Here is a 21,460-nt window from a genome sequence, read left to right on the forward strand (position 1 = left end):
CACGACATCTCTGCTCTGTCATGAGACTAGCGATTTGACGCCGGGCATCTCCAGGCGGGACAATCCCTGTTTGGAGATACAGCAGCCGCAATGGCCGTCCCGAAGAAGAAGACATCCAAGGCCAAGCGCAACCAGCGCCATGCCACCTGGAAAGCCAAGGCGGCGGTCGCTGCCCAGCGAGCCATGTCGATCGGCAAATCGGTGCTGAGCGGCCGGGCCCAGGGATTCGTCTACCCCGTCCGCGATACCGACGACGAGGAGAGCTGATCCGGTCCGATGCGGATGCGGCGGAGCCGCCGCTGAACATCGATATCGAAAACCACATCAGCGGATGGAAGCTGGAAGCTCACGGCGGGAATGGCGGCCATGATCATCCGGGTGAAGCCTTCCAGCTCCCTGCGATCCAGGGAGACACCGCTCGTCTGCTGCATCGTGGCCTCCTGATCCAGCTTCCAGAGCCTGGAGGATGTGAAGTCCAGGGCCTGAAGCTGCCAGAGCGCATCAAGGCTCGACCACACCGGGGCGTAAGTGCGCAGCTGGTCCTGCACGGTCTGGCGGTACCGGAGTTCCTCCGCACTGAGGGGAGGAAGCAGATGCTCCGAACCCGCCGAAATCGGTTGACCGGCGGCCAGGGGTTCACAGCCCACGAACCAACCTTCCAGCAGCAGAATCCGCGCCGGGCACGGACGCCAGCCGCAGCGGTCCCCGCGCCCCTGCCGGAGTGCCTTGTCGAACATCGGAAGGTTGGGCTGTTTCCCCTGCCTCCAGGCACTGAGGCGATCCAGCAGCAGAGGCAGATCATGGCTTCCAGGCAAGGCCCGGGGTACTCCCCAGGGGTTGCCCTGCATCGCCAGATCGAGACCGGCCGCATCGAGATAGAAATCGTCGATGGACACCACCTGCAACGACAGCCCGAGCTGAGATGCGGCGCCTTCCAACCAGCGTCCGAGACTGGATTTGCCACAGCCCGGCAGGGCGCTGAGGCCGATGAGATGGCGTGTTCCACGGCTCTCAAGCTGTTCAGCCAGGGTCAGCAGAGGCAGCCCGAGCGCCCACAACCAGTCGGCCGATGCACCGCGAGCCCAGGCATCCGATGCGAGATCGGTGGCGGAACGCTGACGCCAGCGCCTCTCCCAGCCTTGAGGGTCAACATCCCCGAGATGTTCAAGCAGTGCGATCAGATCCGCCTGCGGCAGATCCCTCGGTGCTTCAGGATCCAACCTTGAACGCCTCCAGCACGATTCCGTAGACCAGTCCAATCCGGCCATTGTCCAGAAGCTGCCAGGAGAGTGGCAGCGGCTCCTGGAAGACACGGCGGCGGAAGAACACCAGGGCTTCACACACAGCCAGAACGAGAAGCCCGGCGAACGTTCGCATCGATACGGCGTTCACCAGATGAACAGTGGCCACGGATCCTGAAAGGAATCCGAGCAACAAAGCGATCAGTGAGAGGCTGCGCCGCCACCAGGGGCCAGCGAAGGACTGGCTGAGACGCGCCCCGAATCGACCCTGAACCCCGGCGAGACGCGTGGTCTGGTAGGAGCGCATCACGCCGGTGGATCCAGAAGAAACTTCAGGTACTCCAGCGTCACTAGGCCCTGCGGGCAAGGGGGCCCCCAGCATTGGTGAGCCGGCCGCTCCCGCTCACCGAGATGCTCGAGAACGGCAACGGCCAGCCCATGCAGCGGCGGAAGGTCCCGATCCCATGGAGAGGGCGTCAGCAGGCAGGCGAGGCCCGAGGCTCTGGCCGCCCGGAGTCCAGCCGCCGAATCCTCCAGGGCCAGTCCTTCCTCGGCACTGAGGCCACTGGCCTGCAGAGCGTGGAGATAACCGGCAGGCGATGGTTTGCCCTCAGGCACGTCATCAGCCGTGACGATGCCCTGGAACGGCCATGATCCGTCGCCACCACCGGACAGCAACGCGCTGACCGAGCCACGGCCGCTGGAGGTGACGATCCACTGCTGCACACCGGCGCAGTCCAGCTCCCGGAGCAGTCGCAGCACGCCCGGCCGCCAGCGCACATGGCCGGACCGGCAGCGTTCCAGGTAACGCTCCCGCTTGCGGCCACGAAGTGTCAGAAGCAGGTCATCATCAAGGCTCACGCCCTGCTGCCGGGCAGAGAACCTGACACGGGCCATCCCTCCTGGAACGGAGAGCAGATCGGCGTAGTGCTCGGGAGTCCAGTGAAGGGGCAGACCGAGGTCCTCGAACGCTTGGTTGAAGGCGGGGCGATGGCCATCCATCTCGGTGTCCGCCAGGGTTCCGTCCACATCCCAGAACACGCCGCGCAGCTCAGCCATCGCCGGTGCCGACGTGCCGTCGGACGCACAATGCACGAGCATCTCAGCACACGATCGCGGCCGACGTTGACGCACCATTCACCTCTCTGGAGCTGGTCCCTGCCGGAGGTGATCACACCGTCCCCGCTGGCGGAGGTGGATCTGCCCCTGCCGTTGCGGAGCCTGCTGCAACGACGGGGCATCCGAACGGTGGAAGCAGCGGAACACCTGCTCGATCCGCCGGATCTGCCGGATCCGGAACAGGAGTTCCCGGATCTGGCAACAGCGGCAGCACGCCTGGCGCGGGCCTGCAGAGGCGGTGAATCCCTGGCGATCTGCGGGGATTACGACGCCGATGGGATGACGAGCACAGCCCTGCTGATTCGCGCCCTCCGCCCCCTTGGAGCGGACGCTGTGGCAGCGATCCCTTCGCGGATGGATGACGGTTACGGGCTCAACACCGGCATGGTCGAACGCCTGCAGGCCCAGGGGATCCGACTGCTGGTGACCGTTGACAACGGAGTTGCAGCGGTAGCGGCCCTGGAGAAGGCGATCGAACTCGATGTGGAGGTGATCGTCACCGATCACCACACGATTCCCGCTCAGCGACCGCCGATGGCAGCGCTGATTCATCCGGCCACAACCCCCGAAAGCTCGCCCTACCGAGGACTGGCGGGCGTCGGACTGGCCTACGTGCTGGCGGAGGCGGTGGCATCCCGACTGAAGCGTCCGGAAGCGGTGGCGACGGCCCGGGATCTGTTCTGCATCGGCACCGTCGCCGACATGGCTCCCCTCACCGGAGCGAACCGTCGCTGGCTGCGGGACGGGCTGAGACAACTGCACCGCAGTCGATGTGAAGGGCTTCAGGCGCTGCAACGCCTTTCAGGGCTTGGTGACCGGCCGCTTCGCAGCGATGACATCGGGTTTCAGATCGCTCCGAGAATCAACGCCGTGGGGCGCCTCGGGGAACCGAGCCTTGTGGTGGACCTGCTGACGGTGGAGGACCCTGAAGCGGCCATGGCTCTGGCACGCCGTTGTGACGATTACAACCGGCAGCGCCGGGATCTGTGCAACGCCATCGAGGCCGAAGCCGTGGCTCTGGTGGAAGCAGACCGGGGAACAGTGCCGCCGTTCCTGCTGCTGGCTCAGGGACACTGGCATCACGGCGTGATCGGCATCGTGGCGGCGCGCCTGGTTGAGCGCTATCACCGGCCGGCCGCCCTGCTGGCGGGAGAGGGGGATGGCCGCCTGCGGGCCTCCGTGCGGGCACCATCCGGATTTGCCGTGGATGCCGCCCTGAACAGCTGCAGTGACCTGCTGGAACGTTTCGGAGGTCATCCGGCAGCCGGTGGCTTCACCGTGGCGGCGGAGCAGGTGCATCCACTCCAGGAACGGCTCAACTCCCTGGCGGAGGATTGGCTGAGCCGGCAGGGACAGGGCATTCCCATCCGCCCTGACGCCCTGCTGAGCCTTGAACAGGTGAACTGGGATCTCTGGAGTGCGCTGCAGCGCCTGGAGCCCTTCGGCATCGGCCATGAGACGCCCCTCTTCTGGTCGCGGGACTGTCGGGTGACGGAATCACGCACCATGAACGGTGGTCATCTGGCTCTGAAGCTGAGCCAGGGATCCGCCGAACGAAGGGCTGTCGCCTGGCGCTGGTCAGACCAGCGTTCCGTTCCCAGCCGCTGTGATGTGGCCTTCCGGATCAACCTCAATCGGTGGCAGGGGGAGCAGCGGCTGCAACTCGATGTGAAAGCACTCAGACCCCACAGCGACAGCATCACGCTCTGCCGAGGAACCAACCGGTACACCGCCGCCCGCAACGGGGAAGGTCTGACCCTCAGCAACGACCAGGGACGCTCGATCGAGGCACGCGTGCCCGCGGAGGAACCGCTGAACTGCCGGGACCCTCTCGCTCAGAACCGACAGGTTCTGCACCTTCTCGAGGAGGCGAGCCTGGCCCTTGGACTGAGGCCCTGAGCAGGGCTCAGAGGGCGCCGCGGCGATAGAAGAGGATGAAGATCACAGCGGGGCCGGCGAGAGTGATCAGCGCAAGGGCGGCGAAATTGGCGATCAGATGGATGTCGATGCCCATGGTTCGGAAGCGCTGTCAGACGACGATTGGCAACCCAGGCTACGGGGCCTGCGGACCTGCGGGTCCGCGAGGGGTGAAGCTCTGTGATTGCTTGTCACAGCGAGACCGATGAACGGGGTGCTCGGGAGCTGGACCTGCATCAGCCAGTGCGGAGCGTGCTGCCGGCTCTGCCCGGAGGAACGGGGCGAGGCGCTTGAGGCCCTCAGTGAGGATCAACGCCGTGACTATCTGTCGATGGTGGGGCCGGATGGCTGGTGCATCAACTACGACAGCGGCGGCCGCCGTTGTCGCATCTATGAGACGCGACCGGACTTCTGCCGGGTCCAGCAGCTCGGAAGCCTGTTCGATGTGAGCGACTCCGACCTCGAGGAGTTCGCGGTGAGCTGCTGCCGTCAGCAGATCCGATCCGTCTATGGAGGACGCAGCCGCGTCCTGCGTAGGTTCGACCGAGCCCTGCGCAGGTCCACCCCCGGCGATGACTGAGTCCGCTCGGCCCCCGTTTCTGACGGTTCTGATCAGCAGTTTCACCACGGTTTTCCTGGCGGAGCTCGGGGACAAGACGCAGCTGGCGACCCTGCTCCTCGCCGCTCAGTCAGGCTCGCCCTGGCTGGTCTTCCTCGGTGCTGCCCTGGCGCTCATCGCCTCCAGCCTCGTTGGGGTGCTGGTGGGCCAGTGGTTGTCCAAGGTGCTGCCTCCGGAACGGCTGGAACTGATGGCCGGCGTGCTGATGGTGAGCCTCGGCCTCTGGCTCGGTCTGCAGGCGGCACGGGCGCTGCTGATCACCCACCCCATGTTCTGAGTCATGGACCTCGCGCTGCTGCTGTCCACCTTCGTGACGGTCTTCCTGGCGGAGCTGGGGGACAAGACCCAGTTGGCCACCGTGGCGCTCAGTGGAACCTCCGACCGTCCGTTCGCCGTCTTCCTGGGATCGTCGTCCGCCCTTGTGCTGGCCAGCCTTCTCGGGGCTCTGGCGGGAGGGTCGATGGCGAGCATGATCCCCGCTGATCTGCTGCAGCTGGCTGCCTCCATCGGCTTCCTGGTGATCGGAACCCGTCTGCTCTGGCCAGCACTTCGCGGCGCAAACCTGCTGGAGGAGAAGGAGGGACCCGCCGACTCCTAAAGTCGGAACGGCCTGGAGTTCGCTGCATGGTCCACCCCACCGGTGGCCCGCTCCGCGTCACCTTCCCCCGGTCCTGACGGCCGGTCTTTTCCCGATTTCCGATGAAGTTCACGGTCGCCGACCTGCTCGATCAACTGTCCATCGATGCAGCGGTCGAGCCACCGAAGCTGGCCAAGAGCCTCAAGCTCACCAAGCAGAGCGAGAAGCAGTGCCTGGATCTGGCCCTCGACGCCCTCGGCAGGATCGGGGTGGTCGCGATCCAGGACGACGGTGGCGTCATCCGTTGTGAAAACGATCAGCTGATCGATGCCCGGCTTCGCTGCAGCAGCAAAGGCTTCTGCTTCGCCATCCGTCATGACGGCGGGGATGACATCTACATCCGCGACCATCAGCTCAATCACGCCTGGAACGGTGATCGCGTGCTGGTGCGAATCACCCGAGAAGGCGGGCGACGACGATCACCGGAGGGAGGTGTTCAGTGCATCCTCGAACGCAGCACCACCTCGCTGCTGGCCCAGGTGGAACGTCAGGACGAGCAGCTGGTGGCCGTTCCCCTCGACGACCGGCTGCTGGCCAGCATTCAGTTGCCGAAAGAAGCTGGAGAGCATCTCCAGGAAGACAAACCAACCTCTGTTGTGGAGGTTCAGGTCGATCGCTACCCGGTGGCTCAGCATGCGGCTATGGGTCATGTGGCGCGTCCGCTTCCCCTGAACGGGGGCCCTGCGGCCGATCGCGAACTGCTGCTCACCAAGGCAGGGCTGCATCACCGGCAGGCCGCGCCGCGTGGATCCGCCAAGGCTCCAACCACGAAGGGACGCACCGATCTCAGTGATCAGCCCTGTCTGCTGCTGCGCAGCTGGTCCGTCGAGGACGCCCCCGGGCTGCCCGCCGTTCACGTCGAAGCCCATGAGGGCGGGAGCCGGCTCTGGGTGCATGCGCCCACGGTCGCCGAACGGATCGGCAGCGGAAACAGTCTGGATCTGTGGTTGCGCGATCAGGGGGAAGCTCTCTGCCTCGGGAACGCCTGGCAACCGCTGCTCACGCCAGCACTCAGCAAGGCCGGAAGCTTCGTGTCAGGGGAAACGGCCGAAGCGATCACGGTGCGCCTCGATGTCTCCGCGACGGGAGAGATCACGGACTGGACCTTCATGCTCAGCACCATCCGTCCGGCGGCGACGGTGTCCTCGGAGCAGATGAAGGCGCTGGCGGAGCGCAAGCCCAGAAGCCGCAGTCTCCCCACCGCGCTCAAGCCGATCAAGGACCACCTCGGACAGCTGGAGACACTGCAGTTCTGTGCCCGCTGTCTGATGGATCGCGAGCGTCAGGCCGGCGTGGTGCAACTGGATCTGCAGCTGCCGGAGATGGAAGCGCTCGGAGACCTGATCTGGGCCGATCCCACAGGGCTGCGGCATCGCTGGGTCGATGCCATGGCTCCACAGGACCCACAGTCGCTGCTGCAGCCGCTGCTGCGTGCCGCCAACCGGGCCTGGGCACAGCATCGTGAGTCGCTTCAGCTGCCGGGCATCGTTCTGCAGAGCGGGGAACCGGATCCCGCTGTTCTGACGGATGTCGCGAAGACCGCGATTGCCCTCGATCTGCCGCTTGAACTCGATGAAGAGGGCAGCCCATCCGCTCAGGAACTGCTCGCAGGCTTCAGCGAGTCAGCCCATCGACGCGTGCTGGAGCAACAGCTCAGCCATGCCCTGCCGCAACCGGTGTTCGCCTTTGCCGGCCTGGCCCCGGTGCCGACGGAAGCCGAGGAATCCACCGCATCGGCCACCGGTGGCGAGAAGGCGACAGATCCTCTGGTCGCCGAGGTCCCGTGGTGCTGCGCAGGCCTCAGCTATGCCCACCTCGCCAACCAGCAGGTGCTGGTCAGCCTGCTCCAGGACGGCAAGGATCGGCCGACCGTGCGCCACAAGACCCGTCTCACCCTCGGGGAACGCGGATGCGGCGAAGCGCTGAGCTGGCCTCTGTTCACAGCGTCCCAGGAGGAGAAACTGCAGGGGATCTGCACGGAACGCTTCGTTCAGAGACTGAACAGCCGCCGTCGTCAGATTCATGAGCTTGAACGGGATCTGGTGACCATGGTTCAGGCGCGGTCCGCCGAGCCGCTGGTGGACAGCGAAACCGAAGGCCGAATCAGTGGTGTTCAGAGCTACGGATTCTTTGTCGAGGTGGGGCCGACACGGGTTGAAGGGCTCGTGCACGTCAGCTCCCTGAACGATGATTGGTATGAGTACCGATCGCGCCAGAACCGTCTCGTCGGACGCAAGACACGCCGCGTGTATCAACTCGGTGACAGCGTTCGGGTGCGTGTGATCAAAGTCGACGTGCTGCGCAATCAGATCGATCTGGACGTGATCGCCGACCCCTTGCCGGCGCCGGAAGCAGAGGACACCGGCATCACACCGATTCCGGTCACCCTCAGCAACGCCTGACCATGCATCCCTACGTCCTTGCGGTGACCGGCGCATCCGCGCAGCCGCTGGCGGAGCGGGCTCTGCAGCTGCTGTTGCGACGCGGCCGCGACGTTCATCTGGTGCTGAGCCGCGGAGCCCACGAGGTGTTCCGCGCCGAGCAGGGACTGAGGATCCCAGTGGCACCCGATGAGCAGGAACGCTTCTGGCGCGAGCATCTCAAGGAATCAGCGGGTGGACTGGTGTGCCATCGTTGGAACGATCAGAGCGCCTCGATCGCCAGCGGCAGTTTCCGCACACGGGCCATGCTGATCCTTCCCTGCAGCATGGGCACGGTCGGTCGCATCCGTGCCGGTGTGGCGATGGATCTGATCGAACGCTGCGCCGATGTGCATCTCAAGGAGGGTCGCCCGCTGGTGATCGCTCCTCGCGAAATGCCGTTCAACCTGATTCATCTGCGCAATCTCACGGCCCTTGCGGAAGCCGGGGCACGCATTGCAGCTCCGATTCCTGCCTGGTACACACGGCCGGAAAGCCTGGATGACATGGTCGATTTCCTCGTGATCCGCCTGCTGGATGGTCTTGAGGAGGATCTCGGTCCGCTCGATCGCTGGCAGGGCCCTGTCGCATGACCGCGTTGCAGAGACTGCTGCTGCTGCCCTGCCTGGCACCATTCGTGATGGTGATCGTGCTGTCTGCGCTGACGCGCGGAACACCGGTTCGGCTGCAATTGCTCATCTGGCGCACGCCACCCCTGCCGATCGGAGCCTGGACGGCTCTGGCCGCCTCCACGGGCGCCGCTCTGGCGGCGGGCACGACCTTGCTGCTGAGGCCGTCCCGCCAGCCCCTGCGCCGTCAGGTGCATCGTGCCGTCGAGAACGTCGAGCGGGAACCGCAACCTCCTCAGCCGAGCCCGTCGATGCCCGAACGGGACATCCGGGAGCCGGCACCCACCGTTGCTGTCGCCTACCGGGTGATTCAGCAACCCGAGCGCGTCCGGTCGCGACCGAGCGACAGCGACACGTCGGACTGGGATCAGGATCCCGACCGCGATTGGTGAGGCACCTCCGGGGCTGCCTAAAGTTCCCGCAGAGATCTGGATCCGGTGAGCGACACCCCTGCTGAAGCCGAAGCGCAGGCGAAACCGAAGCCGAAGGCCAAACCTCCCAAACCGGAGGACAAACCATTCGAGCTGTTCATGCGCGAGGAGTTTCTGCCGGCGGTCAGCAGCCAGCTCAAGGATCACGCCATCGCCCCGGACCGGCTTGAGCTGGTCACAGGCGAGCGACCGGTGGTCGGAGGCACCTGCCCGATGGTGGTCGGGGAACTGCCTGGTGACCGTCGCTTCTGGCTGTGTTTCAACAGCGAGGACATCGCCAGCGGAAAGACCATCACCCTGGCGGACCCGGGCAGCGACCCGACCCTGCTGGAGTCCTTCCTGATCGATGAGAAGCGGATGTCACTGGCTCTGCTCGTGTCCAGGCTTCTGCAGCGCCTGAACGGTCAGAAATGGCTGGGGGGGAACTGAAGCGCGACGGAGATCACGGTGTCACCCCTACATTGGATGACACCTTGTACCGGAGCTGATGGTCCCTCCCACCGCCATGGCCGAGCAGGCAGCCGAGAGTGCTGTCGCCGTCAAGGAGCCCGTCAAGGACACAATCCTCACTCCGCGGTTTTACACCACCGATTTCGAGGCCATGGCCGCCATGGACCTGCGCCCGAACGAGGCGGAGCTCGAAGCGATCTGTGAAGAATTCCGCAAGGATTACAACCGTCATCATTTCGTCCGCAACGACGAGTTCGACGGCGCCGCCGACAAACTCGACCCTGAAACACGACAGGTCTTCGTTGAATTTCTCGAGCAGAGCTGCACGTCGGAATTCTCCGGTTTCCTCCTCTACAAGGAGCTGAGCCGTCGGATCAAGCAGAAGAACCCTCTTCTCGCCGAGTGCTTTGCCCACATGGCCCGCGATGAGGCCCGCCACGCCGGCTTCCTCAACAAGGCGATGAGTGATTTCGGAGTTCAGCTCGACCTCGGGTTCCTGACGGCCAGCAAGAAGTACACCTTCTTCAAACCCAAGTTCATCTTCTACGCCACCTACCTGTCAGAGAAGATCGGCTACTGGCGTTACATCGCCATCTACCGGCACCTGGAGAAGAACCCGGACAGCAAGATCTTCCCGATCTTCAACTTCTTCGAGAACTGGTGTCAGGACGAGAACCGCCATGGCGATTTCTTCGACGCCCTGATGAAGGCTCAGCCCGACACCGTGCGTGGCCCCATCGCCAGGTTGTGGTGCCGGTTCTTCCTGCTGGCCGTGTTCGCCACCATGTATGTGCGTGATGTGGCCCGCAAGGAGTTCTACGAGTCACTCGGCCTTGACGCCCGCACCTACGACCGCATGGTGATCGACAAGACCAACGAGACCTCGGCCCGCGTTTTCCCGGTCGTGCTCGATGTGCGCAACGACAAGTTCTGGGAGCGCCTCGAGCAGTTGGTCAGCAACAACGCAGCTCTTCAGGCTGCGGATGCCGGCACGTCCCCTGCGCCTGTGCGTCTGATCCGCAAGCTCCCCCACTGGCTCGGCAACGTCTCCGTGATGGCGAAGCTGTTCCTGATGTCCCCGATCCCCAGTGATCGTTTCCAGCCCGCCGTCCGCTGACGGGCTTCTTCTCACGACAACGCACTTGACCGCCGCTCTTTTCACGACCAACGGAGCCGCACTGCTGGAGGACCTTCTCCAGCGGGGCGTTTCGGCCGGGGCCTCGCTCGTCGAGGTGTTTGCTGAACGAACCGATCATCTCGGTCTGCTCGCCGAACAGGACAACATCACCAGCGTCAACCCGTCCTTCGCCTGCGGCGCTGGAATCAGGGTGTTCCGCGGCGAGCGGGACGGCTTCGTGAGCACCAACGATCTCTCGAGGGATGGCCTGACCAGGGCTCTCGACCAGGCCCTGGCGATGCTTGGGCTGGAGATCGGAACCCGGGATTCCGCTGCGGGCTTCCAGGGTCTGCGTGCACTCATCAACCATGCCGCAACCAAAGAGGACTGGTTGCAGCGCTGCCCCTCCATGGCGGCAGCCGGCGACAGGCTGAAGCAGGGAACCGCTCATCTGGAGCGCCTCGGCAAGCATCTGCAGGTGCGTCGTGGCAGCTATTCCCGCGATTGGCAGGAGGTTCTGGTGGCCGCGTCGGACGGCACCTTCGCGCGGGACATCCGTCTCCACCAGTCCACCGGACTCTCGGTGCTGGCAGCCGATGGCGACTACCGCGCCAGCATCGGTCGGCGCTACGGCAGCACGGACCGACCGGAGGATCTCGTCAACTGGAACAGCGAGACGAGTGCCACGGAGGTCTGCGAGAGCGCCGGCAAGATGCTCCGCGCTGATTACGTCGAGGCCGGCCAGATGCCGGTGGTGCTCGCCAACCGCTTCGGCGGTGTGATCTTCCATGAAGCCTGCGGTCACCTGCTGGAGACAACTCAGATCGAACGGGGCACCACCCCCTTCGCGGACAGCGTCGGTTCGCTGATCGCCCATCCAGCGGTCACGGCGGTTGATGAGGGCCTCAGTGACGGGGCCTTCGGAACCCTCTCCATGGACGACGAAGGCATGGCGCCGGAACGCACGGTGCTGATCGAGAACGGCATCCTGCAGCGGTTCATCAGTGACCGCGCCGGAGAACTCCGGACAGGCCACCGTCGAACCGGCAGTGGTCGGCGCCAGAGCCACGCCTTCGCGGCCGCCAGTCGCATGCGAAACACCTACATCGATGCCGGTCCCCACAAGCCGGAGGATCTGATCGCGTCGGTGGATCACGGTCTTTACTGCAAGGCCATGGGCGGTGGCAGCGTTGGACCCACTGGTCAGTTCAACTTCGCCGTGGAGGAGGGGTATCTGATCGAGAACGGTCAACTGAGACAACCGGTGAAGGGCGCCACGCTGATCGGGGATGCCAAGGAGGTGATGCCGCGAATCTCCATGTGCGCGGATGATCTCGATCTGGCAGCCGGCTTCTGTGGCTCCGTGAGCGGCAGCATCTTCGTCACCGTGGGGCAACCGCACATCAAGGTCGATTCCATCACCGTCGGAGGCCGCTGAAGATGACGGAAACGAACGGTCTCAACGCCTCCGCCCTGCGTGATCGGCTGCAGCAACTCGCCAGACGCGAAGGGATCCATCAGTGGGACCTTGGCGCCGCCTGCAGTGACGACTGCTCTGTTCAGGTCGATCGGGGAGAAGCGAAACAGCTGAAGGCGGCTCAGCGCAGCTCAATCACCGTGCGTGTCTGGAACGGCGATGGGCTGGTGGGGATCACCAGCACCACCGATCTCTCCGAGGCCGGCCTGGAGAAGGCCCTCACCGGAGCCCACGAAGCCAGCCGCTTCGGCAATCCAGACGATGTGCCCGGCTTTTCACCGCTGGCGACGGCACCGCTGCCCGAGCTGGACCGCCCACTGAAACAGCGCCGGGGAATCCTGCCGTTGCTGTCGACCCTGCGCGAGGCCGAAGCCGACCTGCTCGCCCGCCACCCCGCGATCAACAGCGTGCCGTACAACGGACTTGCTGAGTCGCTCTCGCAGAGCCTCTATCTGAACAGCGACGGAGCCCTGCGCGAAATGCAGCGCACCCAGGCCTCGCTTTATCTCTACGCGAAGGCGGAAGAAACCGGTCGTAAACCGCGCAGCTCCGGTGCCGTTCGCCTCGCTCTGGGCAGTGGCGACCTCGACGTGAGCGGCTGCATCGAGGAGGCCGTCGAGCGCACCGTCAGTCACCTCGCCTATCGACCGATCGACACCGGCAGCTATCGGATCTGCTTCACACCGGAGGCGTTTCTGTCTCTGCTCGGGGCCTTCAGCAGCATGCTCAATGCACGCTCGGTTCTGGATGGCGTCAGCCTCAGCCGGCGGGAGTCGCTCGGGACCTCCGTCGCTGTTCCGTTCCTGTCCCTTCACGACGACGGACTGCACAGCGGCAACATCGGCGCATCGGCGTTCGACGGAGAAGGAACACCGACGCGACGGATCAGCCTGATCGAGGGTGGCGTGCTGACCAACTTCCTGCACTCGGAGGCCACAGCCCGGGCCTTCGGCGTCGCACCCACCGGCCATGCCGGCCTGGGCGCGAAAGTCTCGGTCGGTCCGGACTGGTTTGTGGTGAGCACCACAGAAGGCGTCAGCAGCGGTCACGATCTGCATCACAAGACCCATCAGGATCCGTTTGTGCTGATTGAAGATCTCAGCGCCCTGCATGCCGGCGTCAAAGCGAGCCAGGGCTCGTTCTCCCTCCCCTTTGATGGCTGGTTGGTGAAGGGCGGCGAACGCATTTCGGTGGAAGCCGCCACCGTGGCCGGCGATATCCGCACCGTGCTCAACAGCCTTCTGCATCTTGAAACGGAATCGGAAGTCACCCCGAGGGGGGTCAGTCCCCATGTCTGGGTGGACGGACTCTCGATCACCGGCGAAGCATGAGAGTGCTGTTCTGGGGCACTCCCCAGTACGCCGTCCCAACTCTGAAGGCACTGCATGCCGCCGGCCACGAGGTGGTCGGTGTCGTCACCCAACCGGACCGGCGGCGGGGGCGTGGGAAGCAGCTGATGCCATCGCCCGTCAAACAGGTGGCGCTGGAGATCGAATGTCCGGTGTTCACCCCGGAACGGATCCGTCGGGATCTGGAGTGCCAGCAAGCACTGGCAAGGCTGAATGCGGATCTGTCCGTTGTGGTGGCTTTCGGCCAGATCCTGCCGAGATCCGTGCTGGAGCAGCCTCCGTTGGGATGCTGGAACGGCCATGGATCCTTGCTGCCGCGCTGGCGCGGAGCCGGACCGATCCAGTGGAGCCTGCTGGAAGGTGACCCGGAGACCGGTGTCGGCGTGATGGCGATGGAGGAGGGCCTGGACACAGGGCCGGTGCTGCTGGAACGGCGCTGCAGGATCGGTCTGCTGGAGACCGCCGAAGAGCTGGCCTTACGCCTGAGTGCTGTGACGGCCGAGCTGATGCTGGAGGCGCTCCCCCGCATCGAATCAGCTGGAGAGGGCCCTCAGGAGCTTCGCTGGCAGCGTCTGGGGGTCACTGCTCAGCAGGAGCGGAACGGGGAGGTGACCTATGCACGCATGCTGACCAAGGACGACCTGCGGCTGGACTGGAGTGAGTCGGCCCTGGCGCTGCACCGGCGTGTGATGGCGCTGCATCCGAACGCTTTCACGCGATGGCGGGGACAACGCCTCAAGGTGCTGCGCTGCGAACCGCTGATCGAGCGTTTGCGCGGGGAACTTTCAGAGGACGCCAGAGATCTGGTCGGTCGCTGGCCGACCGGCGAGGGCACACCCGGGACTGTTCTGAGCACCGAGGCGGGCCTCGGACTGGTGGTCAGCACACGGGGATGCCCCCTGTTGATCCGCGCAGCGCAGCTGGAAGGAAAGTCGCGCAGCGACGCAGACACACTTCTCCAGCAACTGCGCGCTCAGCCCGGCGACCAGCTGGGAAACGATGTCGATACGGACACGTGACGATATTGAAACGATTCTGAAACGATATCGTCCAAGCCTCAGTCGTCGGCATAGAGCATCCTGGCCTGGGACCAGACCGCCTCCAGATCGCCATCGTCCAGGTCGAGAGCTTCAGGCCAGGCCTGCCGGAGCCAGACACGCCGTTGCTCCCCCTCCGTGGAGACAAAGAAGCTCTGCTGAGCAGCCAGCACCCTGAATTTCAGACATTCCAGAAGACGGGACCGCAACCGCACCCCATCCACCAGGGCGATCCGGGATCGGTGATCGACGATCTCCATGCGGGAGTTCGGTTTCACCCCGTTGAGGCGCGGAGCCAGCAACTCAAGGGTGCTGGAGGATTGCCAATGACGCTGCTTCGTTTCGGGGTGAGGGCGGTAAACCCAGCCGCAGGCCTGTTGCCCGTTTTCGGAGATGAGATCGACCCGCCAGAACGAAAACGTTTCGGGTGGATGCAGATCGGTCCAGCGAAGGTGCGGAAAGCAATGGTCCGGATCCTTCAGACGCAGTTCCAACGGCGCGAAACTGAGGTTGATCGTGCCGGGCCAGCAGTCGCTGAGGTCGAGACCGGCCTGACGGAACACTGGCGTCTGCATCGCGATGGTCCCGGCGGGGTACGGGGAGCCATCGCTGCGGCCTGAGGCCACGCCATGACCACTCACGATGTGTCCGATCAGGCGACTGGTATCGACACGGCTCATCGCGACTCGCGGTGCTGGCACTCATGACAGGGGCCATCCGGCCAGACCGCACAACGCAGCAATGGACTGTGCGCGTTGAATCGACAGTCAGGATCTCCGATGACCCAACCGTGGCGCCAGGCCTTGGCGTCAACTGGTCTGCTCTGAGGCTTCACGACAAGGGCGACGGAACCGATCTCATATCGACCGTTGCGCAGCTGGTATCGATGCCGACGCTGCATCACCAGGTAAGACCTCCCGTTCAGTTCAACCCAGCGGCCGGGGTGAGGGGGAACATCCAGCTGCAGGCGATCCAGCAGCACATCACTTCCCGACTGGCGCAGCTCAACCAGCATGACGCGCGTCAACAACGGGATTCCGTAGTGAGAACCCCCAGGTGAACAGGACCATGACAACGAGGAACATCAACCAGTCGGGTTGCTGGACCGCCGGAAGTGCCACATGCACAAACAGACGAACCGCCACAAAGGCCACCGCGAGAAAACCGGCGGTTTCGAGGCGAGGGTAAATCTCCAGCCAGCGGATGAACAGCCCTGAGGTGAATCGCAGGGCAATGATCCCGATCACCGCGCCGGTGCCGATCAGCAGGGTCTGATCACTGATGGCCACAGCCGCCGCGACACTGTCGATCGAGAAAGCAAGATCGGTGAAGGCCAGCAGAACCACCGTGCGTGCGAGTGAGCCGGACAGACCGCCCTCCTCGGGCAAATCCTCTGATGCCGGGTTCGATCGGCTGCGCAGATGGTCGATGAACAACCAGAGCAGGTAGGTCGCCGCCAGGATCTGCACCGGTGGATGGCGCAGCACCCACTGAGCCATCACGATCAACGCGATCCGGAGCACGAACGCCAGTGCGATACCGATGTTCAGAGCAAGTCGCTCCTGATCCTGCTGACGACAACGACGCGCGATGGCCGCCAGAGCCACGGCATTGTCAGCCGACAACACCAGCTCGAGGGCCACGAGCACCGGCAGCACGGAGAGGACCTCTCTCCATTGGTCGACGCCCTCGAACGCATCGCTGATCGAGGGAAGTGCTGTGACATCCATGGCGGCAGCCTAGAAAGTACGCAGTCGTTGCATGACCGTGCAGTTCCGGGCTGAGCTGTGTCACGTCGATACGCTCCGATGCGTGGTGCGCGTCGAGGCCTGGGAGAACGGTCAGCTGCTGGCCAGCACACTGGGAGAGGCCGAGAGCTGTGAGGCAGCGGAGGACCGGGCCCGCCAGCGTCTCGCCAGCACGACACCGGCTCCAGCGAGGAAGGCTCCTCAGGGTCCGCAGACCACCCCGACACGATCCACTGATTCCAGACCCGACACCGATCCGGACCTGAGACCACCAGCTGCAGCGGTTCCATCACCAGAGCCGACTCCCGAGCCAACCCCAGAGCCCCCCTCGGAAGCTCCGACCGACCCTGAGGACTGGAGTGAGGAGCTCACTGCCATCGATCTGGAGTTGCGTCGCATTGGCTGGGATCGTGAGCTGGAGAGCACCTATCTGGAGAGAGCGTTCGGACATGCCAGTCGCCATCGGCTGACCCGTTATGCCGATCTGGTGTCGTTTCTGCGGCAGCTGCGCGGTCTCCAACCAGGAGATCGTCCGGAGTCAGCTCCTGTCCCCATCCGCCGTAATGATCTGATCAACCAGGGAGACCTGATGCTGCAGCAGCTGAGCTGGGGAGCAGATCAGGCACGCCGTTTCCTGCAACAGCATCTCGGCGCAACAAGCCGGCAGCAGCTCAGCGACGAACAGTTACTGCAATTCAACATGCTGCTGGAGGAGCAGACGTTGCAAGCAGGGGGTGCATCCTGAATCAGCAGCGTTTCATCTCAACCCAGCGGGAATGCAACCAGGAAACTCGGAGCATCGTTCAAGGATTGTTGGTCACCTTATTGCTAACAGGCGCCACATCAACACCAGTGGCTGCTGATCGAGAATGGGAACTCAGTGCATTGCCCCTGTCGTCGGATCTCAGGGGCGAGAATAAAATCAGATTTCCGGCAACCAAACCTGCCGTGACAATGATCGCTGCAGCAACCTCAAGAGCTTGAATCACGCGAAATCAGTTGATTCGTGTCATTCAGTCAGTCTAACCGATATCGAACAGAGTTCCGACTTGAGAAGACGCGACAGGCTCGCAGGACCGAAATCCGCAAGACACAAACTGCAGCCTATGGATCAAGATGTGACGAACCACCGGAATTGAACCGGCAACATCCGCAGGAATAGCAGACCATTCGTTGCATCAAAAGAGCGAACTTCATGGCCGTTCCGATATCCGTGGAGTTCCTCACGAAATTCTCAGCGAAATCACAAGATCTGTGCAACCAAGCGCATCAAGATCACAGAAGATCATAACAGTCCTGATCTGTGGATAACAATCGACTCATCTTCCGGCGCAGAACATCACGCCTCGTCCATTTCAACCCACTGGGAATCTGCCTGATCACGATTGCATTTGGCGTGTTCATCAGCGACGGCGTGGATCATGCTGTTGCCAACATGCACAGCAACACAGAACAGCACAGCGCACTCTGCGCTCAGCCAGAGAACAGGTCCTGCAATGATTTGATCAAGTAAAACCGGGAACAGGTTCAGTCGATCGCCACAAGATTCGGCATTCCTTCAACAGAAGCGAATGTGACCATCACAACAGCTGGTGTCGTCCCCTTGTTGACCACATAATGCGGCTCATCGGGAGACCCTTCAAGAAAACCCTCCCCGGCCACAATCAGATCAACGACTTCGGCACCATCTACAACCCGAACATTATGCAGGGCGCCTTCCTGTACAAAAGCGACAACAGGGGACGGATGGGTATGGAGAGGAATGGTTGAACCGGGAGCGAGAGTGACTTTATAAACCCTCATCTCCGGCTTTCCTTCTGGATAGACGACGGATCGACCGCCCAGCGTCTGATTCGATTTGAACAATTCATCGATGACGGGCTTTGGTGCCGCCAGAGCGGCAGCGTTGAAAAAAAGAAGCGTCGACGCTGCAGCCAGACCGATTGATTTCGCGCCCATAGCAATTCCGCAGCCGAAGTAAATGCCGTTGATCGTACTCCAGAAAATTTGAAGATGTTCAGACCTGCCAATACATCAACGCCCTGCAGCTGAACGGCATGCGTCCTGGCAATTAACCACCCGGGACGATATGCGTCACCAGATCGGCGCAGACCCATCGCAGCGTTCCGCTATCGACATCAACCACATGAAACAGGCTCGGCACTTCGGGCTCCCGAGCCGTACAGGACACGTGAACGACATCTGCCATCCACCAATCGTCGCCGTCCGGATCACCACAGATCACCGTCATCCCGGCGGTGACACTGAGAAAGACGGGTGGCAGACCAGCGGGCCTGCAGGCAGCAGGGGCAACCATCACTCAACCCTTAAGTACACCAGTACTAGCCGCGTAAGGTGGCTATGTCAAGCAACACCCTCCCGTTCAGGCTGAGATCAGACAACGGCCGCGGCAGCTTCCACCGCCGGCCACATGCTTGCGAATTCGCGATCGGTCACCACGGCATTGACCTCGAACTGAATGCCATAGCCCTCGATCCAGGGACCGAGATGCGCCCAGACCTTTCCGATGTCAGTGGCCTGCACAATGGCAACACCGCTTCCACTGATCGGCTCACAGACGCGGTACTGCAGAGCGAAACCATCGAACTGATCACCAGGACATCCCCCATTGATGTAATCAGCGAACCCAGGGCATGACTGCCAGGACCCCTCAACTGTCGGGAAGCTCCAGACAATCAGGTAATGCTGCATGATTTTTTTGATTCTTTCTGCTGGTTAGCAAGAGCTCGAACCAGCGGAAGCTTCTTGAAGCAATCAACACCGAAGCGACAGAACAAATCGGCAGCATGATCGAAGGGATCAGACAGCCATCGCTCTCATGCGTTAGTCGAAGACTGGCCCCTCACTCGGATCAAGCGTGTTGGTGATGGTCTTGCTGCACAGGAAACTGTCGGACAGCGGCTGTCGGCAGTCTTCGTTGCCCGGCTCACGAACGTTCACCATCAGCACATAAAGCGATCCCCGGAAACGGCGATCAACCGAGAAATCAACCGCACTGTTGGTCGTCGGGGTTGTCACACTGGTCGTGTGACTGGGGCTGACGAAGGTCCGTCGCGTGATCGCCGTCTGTGTCTGGGATCTGGCAGCGGGACCCGCCGCCAGGATCAACAAGGCAGAAACAGCGAGAGAAGCTGGGAAAATGGCCATATTTCAAGTTATCCCAACTCGGTTGCAAAAATCCAGTGATGGTCGTTACCAGCCCTGAAGGAACATCACGGGATGGCTGCCTGAAGCTCTCAGCTGGTACGCCGATGGCTGCCGAGCTCCGACAAAGCCAGATCAGACTGGGCAAGAACGCGCATCAACAGATCCTCCAACCTGCCGAGCCGGCTCCAGCTCGGGGTGCCGAGGGCGGAATCGGGGAGGTCCGCCTTCATCTCAGAAAGGATGGCCATCGTTTCAGCGGCCGCTCTTGAGAGATCCTGCATGATCAAAACCCCATATGCCGCAGTCAAGCCAATGCGCTAAGGCTGTCAATCAGCAGAATCGCTCTCGGCAGGGAAGCCAGCCAGCAGGTTCAGCGATGGCACGCCGCTCGGAACCGTTGAGATCCGGATGTGAAACCATGCTTCGTCTTCCGCCCTGTCACACGCTTGCGCCACATCCGGAATGATGATGGTTTTAGTTCCGTTCTCATCAACGCAATCACCTCAGGCTCAGTCACTCCGTACTGAGCGTGTATCGCGTCAAAAGTTGTGCGGTCCTCCCAGGCCATTTCGATGATCCTGTCAATCTCATCAGGCTGAAAACCGCGCATCGAACCTGCAACTGTTGTGGAGATGGTATCCAGATCCTGCGAGAACCCGAGGATCCGGACCATCACAACAACACCGAAATAAGACTTGAGGCCGATGTTCAGAGAAAATCAAACTCCTCTTCGACTTCATCATCCTCGAGGGATTGCAGCCAAAGCGCCGAGATGGGAAAAACGAGACAGCCAGCCAGAATGAATTCCATAGATGCCGGAGCAGTTGACATCACCATGCAGGCACAGACTGCGCGCTTCTGTATCTGTCATTTCCAGAACGTCAGAGAAGCGTCGCAATGGATGCTTTCCAAATGAGTTAGGCATTTGAACTCAAGCGAGAGATTTCGCCTCAACGACTACATCTCCAATCCACCGGATGCCGGAAGTTGTTTGCATTACACCCTTTTCCGATGGAAGTTCTCGCCGTTGTCGTCATCGTTGCCATCTCCGGTGGATTCGCTGCTGCACTGACGCCGGGTAAATCCTGATCATGTACACGTTGACTGTGATCATCATCACAATCGGATTCCTTGGCCTGTTCAGACCGATCATTTCGATCCTCTGATCAGGTTCTGGCATCAGGACTCCTGATGGAAAAACGTTGAGTGGCTGAGATCGATCGGAGGCTTCAGACTTCCGGTTCAGTCAGGCAACAGCCATGAACCCCGGTTCAGACGACACGACGCAGGCTCTTCGTCTGCTGCTGACCACGATTGCGGGTCCGAACTATGCCGGTGCCCTCGAAGATGGAAATCTCTCTCAGCAGATCGATCGCTGCATTGGATGGGTCAGAGCAGAAGTTTCAGAAGCTGTTTCGCTGATCGAATCCTGTGTGCCCCATGGAAAACCGATGCTTGCTCAGGCCCAGAAGCGACTTGAGAACCTGGAAGCCATCAGAACATTGGAACAGGTGACAACCCGCCATTTCAGGGCCACGGAATCCGGTTCAACAACCTCAGCTGCAGACCCATCCGGGAACAATGGCCAATAAAAATCCGGCTTCAGCAGAATGCCAAGGCCGGATGATCTTCCCTGAAAGCTGAAAAGCACCTCTGCCTTTCACATTCAGTGTCGTCAAATCTGTCTCCGGCGACATGAGAACTCGATGAAGACTGTCCACAACGAGAGTGAGTGTCTGAACCCCAGGGCTAACTGAATCCCCAAACGCAACAGCATCAGGCTGCTGCTGAGGACCTTGGCCTTCACGCCGAGCGGTCCTTGTGTTCCGGTTGAACCGGAGCGGAAGGATTGAACAACATCGGCACTGACGACAACACCAGAACGCTGCCGACTGACAACAGGATCAGCAGGGGAAGCGGCCGCACAAGCGGTTGGCGCTCAAGCGGAGTGCGGCAACGGGAGCAGATCGGTGTGGCTCCCTTCGGCGGATGAAGCACGAGGGCCGCACCGCAGCAGCAGGAAGGACAGCGGTAGCGCGGCATCGACCGTTGGTCGCGGCTTGGCGCACCATATTGCGAAGATCGTCTGTTGCTGCACTCA

Annotated in this window: 28 protein-coding genes; 14 read left to right on the forward strand and 14 right to left on the reverse strand. The window is 62.3% G+C overall.

The window, feature by feature from the left end:
* Positions 1-90 precede the first annotated feature (90 nt).
* Positions 91-267: a 50S ribosomal protein L32 gene (gene rpmF, locus KR49_RS01995; RefSeq protein WP_043691166.1), complete on the forward strand. Its 177-nt coding sequence runs from the start codon at positions 91-93 to the stop codon at positions 265-267.
* On the opposite strand, the gene KR49_RS02000 is transcribed toward rpmF, so the two are convergent.
* From KR49_RS02000 to KR49_RS02010, 3 genes are read right to left on the reverse strand one after another with little or no spacing between them, the layout of a single operon-like run.
* Entirely contained in the window at positions 231-1,220 is a 990-nt protein-coding gene (locus tag KR49_RS02000) for a phosphoribulokinase (RefSeq protein WP_043691171.1), read from the reverse strand. The two genes, rpmF and KR49_RS02000, sit on opposite strands and share 37 nt — an antisense overlap.
* A complete protein-coding gene (locus KR49_RS02005) occupies positions 1,210-1,548 on the reverse strand; it encodes a DUF565 domain-containing protein (RefSeq protein ID WP_043691173.1) in 339 nt (112 codons plus the stop codon). Before KR49_RS02005 ends, KR49_RS02000 begins: the two co-directional genes overlap by 11 nt.
* Positions 1,548-2,300, reverse strand: a complete 753-nt coding sequence (locus tag KR49_RS02010) for an HAD-IA family hydrolase (RefSeq protein ID WP_043696496.1) — start codon at positions 2,298-2,300, stop codon at positions 1,548-1,550. The genes KR49_RS02005 and KR49_RS02010 overlap by 1 nt, the downstream gene beginning before the upstream one ends.
* Before the next feature lie 30 nt (positions 2,301-2,330).
* Between KR49_RS02010 and recJ the strand changes: the two genes are divergently transcribed.
* Positions 2,331-4,259 (forward strand): single-stranded-DNA-specific exonuclease RecJ, encoded by a 1,929-nt coding sequence (gene recJ / locus KR49_RS02015; RefSeq protein ID WP_052378134.1) that lies wholly within the window; start codon positions 2,331-2,333, stop codon positions 4,257-4,259.
* A 7-nt stretch (positions 4,260-4,266) separates the two neighbouring features.
* Here recJ and psb30 read toward each other — a convergent pair whose 3' ends face one another.
* Positions 4,267-4,374 (reverse strand): photosystem II reaction center protein Ycf12/Psb30, encoded by a 108-nt coding sequence (gene psb30, locus KR49_RS02020; RefSeq protein ID WP_043691176.1) that lies wholly within the window; start codon positions 4,372-4,374, stop codon positions 4,267-4,269.
* Positions 4,375-4,482: 108 nt separating this feature from the next.
* On the opposite strand from psb30, the gene KR49_RS02025 reads away from it, so the two are divergent.
* From KR49_RS02025 to fmt, 11 genes are all read left to right on the forward strand, one after another.
* Positions 4,483-4,857 (forward strand): YkgJ family cysteine cluster protein, encoded by a 375-nt coding sequence (locus KR49_RS02025; protein WP_043691178.1) that lies wholly within the window; start codon positions 4,483-4,485, stop codon positions 4,855-4,857.
* On the forward strand, positions 4,850-5,173 hold the full coding sequence (locus KR49_RS02030) for a TMEM165/GDT1 family protein (protein ID WP_043691180.1): 324 nt from the start codon (positions 4,850-4,852) through the stop codon (positions 5,171-5,173). The genes KR49_RS02025 and KR49_RS02030 overlap by 8 nt, the downstream gene beginning before the upstream one ends.
* Positions 5,174-5,176: 3 nt before the next feature.
* Positions 5,177-5,494, forward strand: coding sequence for a TMEM165/GDT1 family protein (locus KR49_RS02035; RefSeq protein ID WP_043691182.1), 318 nt, complete (start codon positions 5,177-5,179; stop codon positions 5,492-5,494).
* Between the two features lie 101 nt (positions 5,495-5,595).
* Complete coding sequence (locus KR49_RS02040; protein WP_043691183.1) at positions 5,596-7,935, forward strand: RNB domain-containing ribonuclease; 2,340 nt, start codon at positions 5,596-5,598, stop codon at positions 7,933-7,935.
* 2 nt (positions 7,936-7,937) lie between these two features.
* Positions 7,938-8,546 (forward strand): flavin prenyltransferase UbiX, encoded by a 609-nt coding sequence (locus KR49_RS02045; RefSeq protein WP_043691185.1) that lies wholly within the window; start codon positions 7,938-7,940, stop codon positions 8,544-8,546.
* Positions 8,543-8,974 (forward strand): hypothetical protein, encoded by a 432-nt coding sequence (locus KR49_RS02050; protein ID WP_052378135.1) that lies wholly within the window; start codon positions 8,543-8,545, stop codon positions 8,972-8,974. The genes KR49_RS02045 and KR49_RS02050 overlap by 4 nt, the downstream gene beginning before the upstream one ends.
* Positions 8,975-9,019: 45 nt before the next feature.
* Positions 9,020-9,442 carry a DUF2996 domain-containing protein gene (locus KR49_RS02055; RefSeq protein ID WP_043691187.1) on the forward strand — a complete coding sequence of 141 codons (423 nt, stop codon included), beginning with the start codon at positions 9,020-9,022 and terminating at the stop codon, positions 9,440-9,442.
* Positions 9,443-9,500: 58 nt separating this feature from the next.
* Complete coding sequence (gene acsF / locus KR49_RS02060) at positions 9,501-10,580, forward strand: magnesium-protoporphyrin IX monomethyl ester (oxidative) cyclase (protein ID WP_043691189.1); 1,080 nt, start codon at positions 9,501-9,503, stop codon at positions 10,578-10,580.
* A gap of 25 nt (positions 10,581-10,605) precedes the next feature.
* A complete protein-coding gene (locus tag KR49_RS02065) occupies positions 10,606-12,018 on the forward strand; it encodes a TldD/PmbA family protein (RefSeq protein ID WP_043696500.1) in 1,413 nt (470 codons plus the stop codon).
* A gap of 2 nt (positions 12,019-12,020) precedes the next feature.
* Complete coding sequence (locus KR49_RS02070) at positions 12,021-13,388, forward strand: TldD/PmbA family protein (RefSeq protein ID WP_043691191.1); 1,368 nt, start codon at positions 12,021-12,023, stop codon at positions 13,386-13,388.
* Positions 13,385-14,425, forward strand: a complete 1,041-nt coding sequence (gene fmt, locus KR49_RS02075; RefSeq protein WP_043691193.1) for a methionyl-tRNA formyltransferase — start codon at positions 13,385-13,387, stop codon at positions 14,423-14,425. Before KR49_RS02070 ends, fmt begins: the two co-directional genes overlap by 4 nt.
* 38 nt (positions 14,426-14,463) lie before the next feature.
* Here fmt and KR49_RS02080 read toward each other — a convergent pair whose 3' ends face one another.
* The 3 genes from KR49_RS02080 to KR49_RS02090 are packed head-to-tail and all read right to left on the reverse strand — an operon-like array spanning position 14,464 to position 16,173.
* Complete coding sequence (locus KR49_RS02080; protein WP_043691195.1) at positions 14,464-15,123, reverse strand: hypothetical protein; 660 nt, start codon at positions 15,121-15,123, stop codon at positions 14,464-14,466.
* Positions 15,120-15,458: a DUF6464 family protein gene (locus tag KR49_RS02085; RefSeq protein ID WP_043691196.1), complete on the reverse strand. Its 339-nt coding sequence runs from the start codon at positions 15,456-15,458 to the stop codon at positions 15,120-15,122. Before KR49_RS02085 ends, KR49_RS02080 begins: the two co-directional genes overlap by 4 nt.
* A complete protein-coding gene (locus KR49_RS02090) occupies positions 15,448-16,173 on the reverse strand; it encodes a DUF475 domain-containing protein (RefSeq protein WP_043691198.1) in 726 nt (241 codons plus the stop codon). The genes KR49_RS02085 and KR49_RS02090 overlap by 11 nt, the downstream gene beginning before the upstream one ends.
* A 31-nt stretch (positions 16,174-16,204) precedes the next feature.
* On the opposite strand from KR49_RS02090, the gene KR49_RS02095 reads away from it, so the two are divergent.
* Positions 16,205-16,936 (forward strand): hypothetical protein, encoded by a 732-nt coding sequence (locus KR49_RS02095; RefSeq protein ID WP_052378136.1) that lies wholly within the window; start codon positions 16,205-16,207, stop codon positions 16,934-16,936.
* A 782-nt stretch (positions 16,937-17,718) separates the two neighbouring features.
* Here the strand turns inward: KR49_RS02095 and KR49_RS13180 are convergent.
* From KR49_RS13180 to KR49_RS02130, 7 genes are all read right to left on the reverse strand, one after another.
* Positions 17,719-18,150: a cupin domain-containing protein gene (locus KR49_RS13180; RefSeq protein ID WP_071839643.1), complete on the reverse strand. Its 432-nt coding sequence runs from the start codon at positions 18,148-18,150 to the stop codon at positions 17,719-17,721.
* Between the two features lie 112 nt (positions 18,151-18,262).
* Positions 18,263-18,508 (reverse strand): DUF3104 domain-containing protein, encoded by a 246-nt coding sequence (locus KR49_RS02105; RefSeq protein WP_052378137.1) that lies wholly within the window; start codon positions 18,506-18,508, stop codon positions 18,263-18,265.
* A 77-nt stretch (positions 18,509-18,585) separates the two neighbouring features.
* The gene (locus KR49_RS02110; RefSeq protein ID WP_043691201.1) at positions 18,586-18,903 is read right to left on the reverse strand and encodes a DUF3303 domain-containing protein; all 318 of its coding nucleotides are present in this window, start codon (positions 18,901-18,903) and stop codon (positions 18,586-18,588) included.
* A gap of 132 nt (positions 18,904-19,035) precedes the next feature.
* A complete protein-coding gene (locus KR49_RS13715; RefSeq protein WP_156957074.1) occupies positions 19,036-19,230 on the reverse strand; it encodes a hypothetical protein in 195 nt (64 codons plus the stop codon).
* Between the two features lie 218 nt (positions 19,231-19,448).
* Positions 19,449-19,607: a hypothetical protein gene (locus tag KR49_RS13720; RefSeq protein WP_156957075.1), complete on the reverse strand. Its 159-nt coding sequence runs from the start codon at positions 19,605-19,607 to the stop codon at positions 19,449-19,451.
* Positions 19,608-19,729: 122 nt separating this feature from the next.
* On the reverse strand, positions 19,730-20,032 hold the full coding sequence (locus KR49_RS02120; protein ID WP_371257643.1) for a TIGR03643 family protein: 303 nt from the start codon (positions 20,030-20,032) through the stop codon (positions 19,730-19,732).
* A 1,130-nt stretch (positions 20,033-21,162) separates the two neighbouring features.
* Positions 21,163-21,402 (reverse strand): hypothetical protein, encoded by a 240-nt coding sequence (locus KR49_RS02130; protein ID WP_043691203.1) that lies wholly within the window; start codon positions 21,400-21,402, stop codon positions 21,163-21,165.
* Positions 21,403-21,460 lie beyond the last annotated feature (58 nt).

The organism is Synechococcus sp. KORDI-49, from assembly GCF_000737575.1.
Classification (GTDB): Bacteria; Cyanobacteriota; Cyanobacteriia; order PCC-6307; family Cyanobiaceae; genus Parasynechococcus.

Excerpts from the sequence above, each read along its gene's own strand:
- KR49_RS13720 (WP_156957075.1), bottom strand. The coding sequence starts at position 19,607 with ATGGCCATCCTTTCTGAGATGAAGGCGGACCTCCCCGATTCCGCCCTC.
- KR49_RS02080 (WP_043691195.1), bottom strand. The coding sequence starts at position 15,123 with ATGAGCCGTGTCGATACCAGTCGCCTGATCGGACACATCGTGAGTGGT.
- KR49_RS02130 (WP_043691203.1), bottom strand. The coding sequence starts at position 21,402 with ATGCCGCGCTACCGCTGTCCTTCCTGCTGCTGCGGTGCGGCCCTCGTG.
- KR49_RS02090 (WP_043691198.1), bottom strand. The coding sequence starts at position 16,173 with ATGGATGTCACAGCACTTCCCTCGATCAGCGATGCGTTCGAGGGCGTC.
- KR49_RS02040 (WP_043691183.1), top strand. The coding sequence starts at position 5,596 with ATGAAGTTCACGGTCGCCGACCTGCTCGATCAACTGTCCATCGATGCA.
- KR49_RS02120 (WP_371257643.1), bottom strand. The coding sequence starts at position 20,032 with ATGGTCCGGATCCTCGGGTTCTCGCAGGATCTGGATACCATCTCCACA.
- KR49_RS02050 (WP_052378135.1), top strand. The coding sequence starts at position 8,543 with ATGACCGCGTTGCAGAGACTGCTGCTGCTGCCCTGCCTGGCACCATTC.
- KR49_RS02085 (WP_043691196.1), bottom strand. The coding sequence starts at position 15,458 with ATGCTGGTTGAGCTGCGCCAGTCGGGAAGTGATGTGCTGCTGGATCGC.
- KR49_RS02070 (WP_043691191.1), top strand. The coding sequence starts at position 12,021 with ATGACGGAAACGAACGGTCTCAACGCCTCCGCCCTGCGTGATCGGCTG.
- KR49_RS02035 (WP_043691182.1), top strand. The coding sequence starts at position 5,177 with ATGGACCTCGCGCTGCTGCTGTCCACCTTCGTGACGGTCTTCCTGGCG.
- fmt (WP_043691193.1), top strand. The coding sequence starts at position 13,385 with ATGAGAGTGCTGTTCTGGGGCACTCCCCAGTACGCCGTCCCAACTCTG.
- psb30 (WP_043691176.1), bottom strand. The coding sequence starts at position 4,374 with ATGGGCATCGACATCCATCTGATCGCCAATTTCGCCGCCCTTGCGCTG.
- rpmF (WP_043691166.1), top strand. The coding sequence starts at position 91 with ATGGCCGTCCCGAAGAAGAAGACATCCAAGGCCAAGCGCAACCAGCGC.
- acsF (WP_043691189.1), top strand. The coding sequence starts at position 9,501 with ATGGTCCCTCCCACCGCCATGGCCGAGCAGGCAGCCGAGAGTGCTGTC.
- KR49_RS02005 (WP_043691173.1), bottom strand. The coding sequence starts at position 1,548 with ATGCGCTCCTACCAGACCACGCGTCTCGCCGGGGTTCAGGGTCGATTC.
- KR49_RS02105 (WP_052378137.1), bottom strand. The coding sequence starts at position 18,508 with ATGGTTGCCCCTGCTGCCTGCAGGCCCGCTGGTCTGCCACCCGTCTTT.
- recJ (WP_052378134.1), top strand. The coding sequence starts at position 2,331 with ATGCACGAGCATCTCAGCACACGATCGCGGCCGACGTTGACGCACCAT.
- KR49_RS13180 (WP_071839643.1), bottom strand. The coding sequence starts at position 18,150 with ATGGGCGCGAAATCAATCGGTCTGGCTGCAGCGTCGACGCTTCTTTTT.
- KR49_RS02025 (WP_043691178.1), top strand. The coding sequence starts at position 4,483 with ATGAACGGGGTGCTCGGGAGCTGGACCTGCATCAGCCAGTGCGGAGCG.
- KR49_RS02010 (WP_043696496.1), bottom strand. The coding sequence starts at position 2,300 with ATGGCTGAGCTGCGCGGCGTGTTCTGGGATGTGGACGGAACCCTGGCG.
- KR49_RS02045 (WP_043691185.1), top strand. The coding sequence starts at position 7,938 with ATGCATCCCTACGTCCTTGCGGTGACCGGCGCATCCGCGCAGCCGCTG.
- KR49_RS02095 (WP_052378136.1), top strand. The coding sequence starts at position 16,205 with ATGACCGTGCAGTTCCGGGCTGAGCTGTGTCACGTCGATACGCTCCGA.
- KR49_RS02110 (WP_043691201.1), bottom strand. The coding sequence starts at position 18,903 with ATGCAGCATTACCTGATTGTCTGGAGCTTCCCGACAGTTGAGGGGTCC.
- KR49_RS02030 (WP_043691180.1), top strand. The coding sequence starts at position 4,850 with ATGACTGAGTCCGCTCGGCCCCCGTTTCTGACGGTTCTGATCAGCAGT.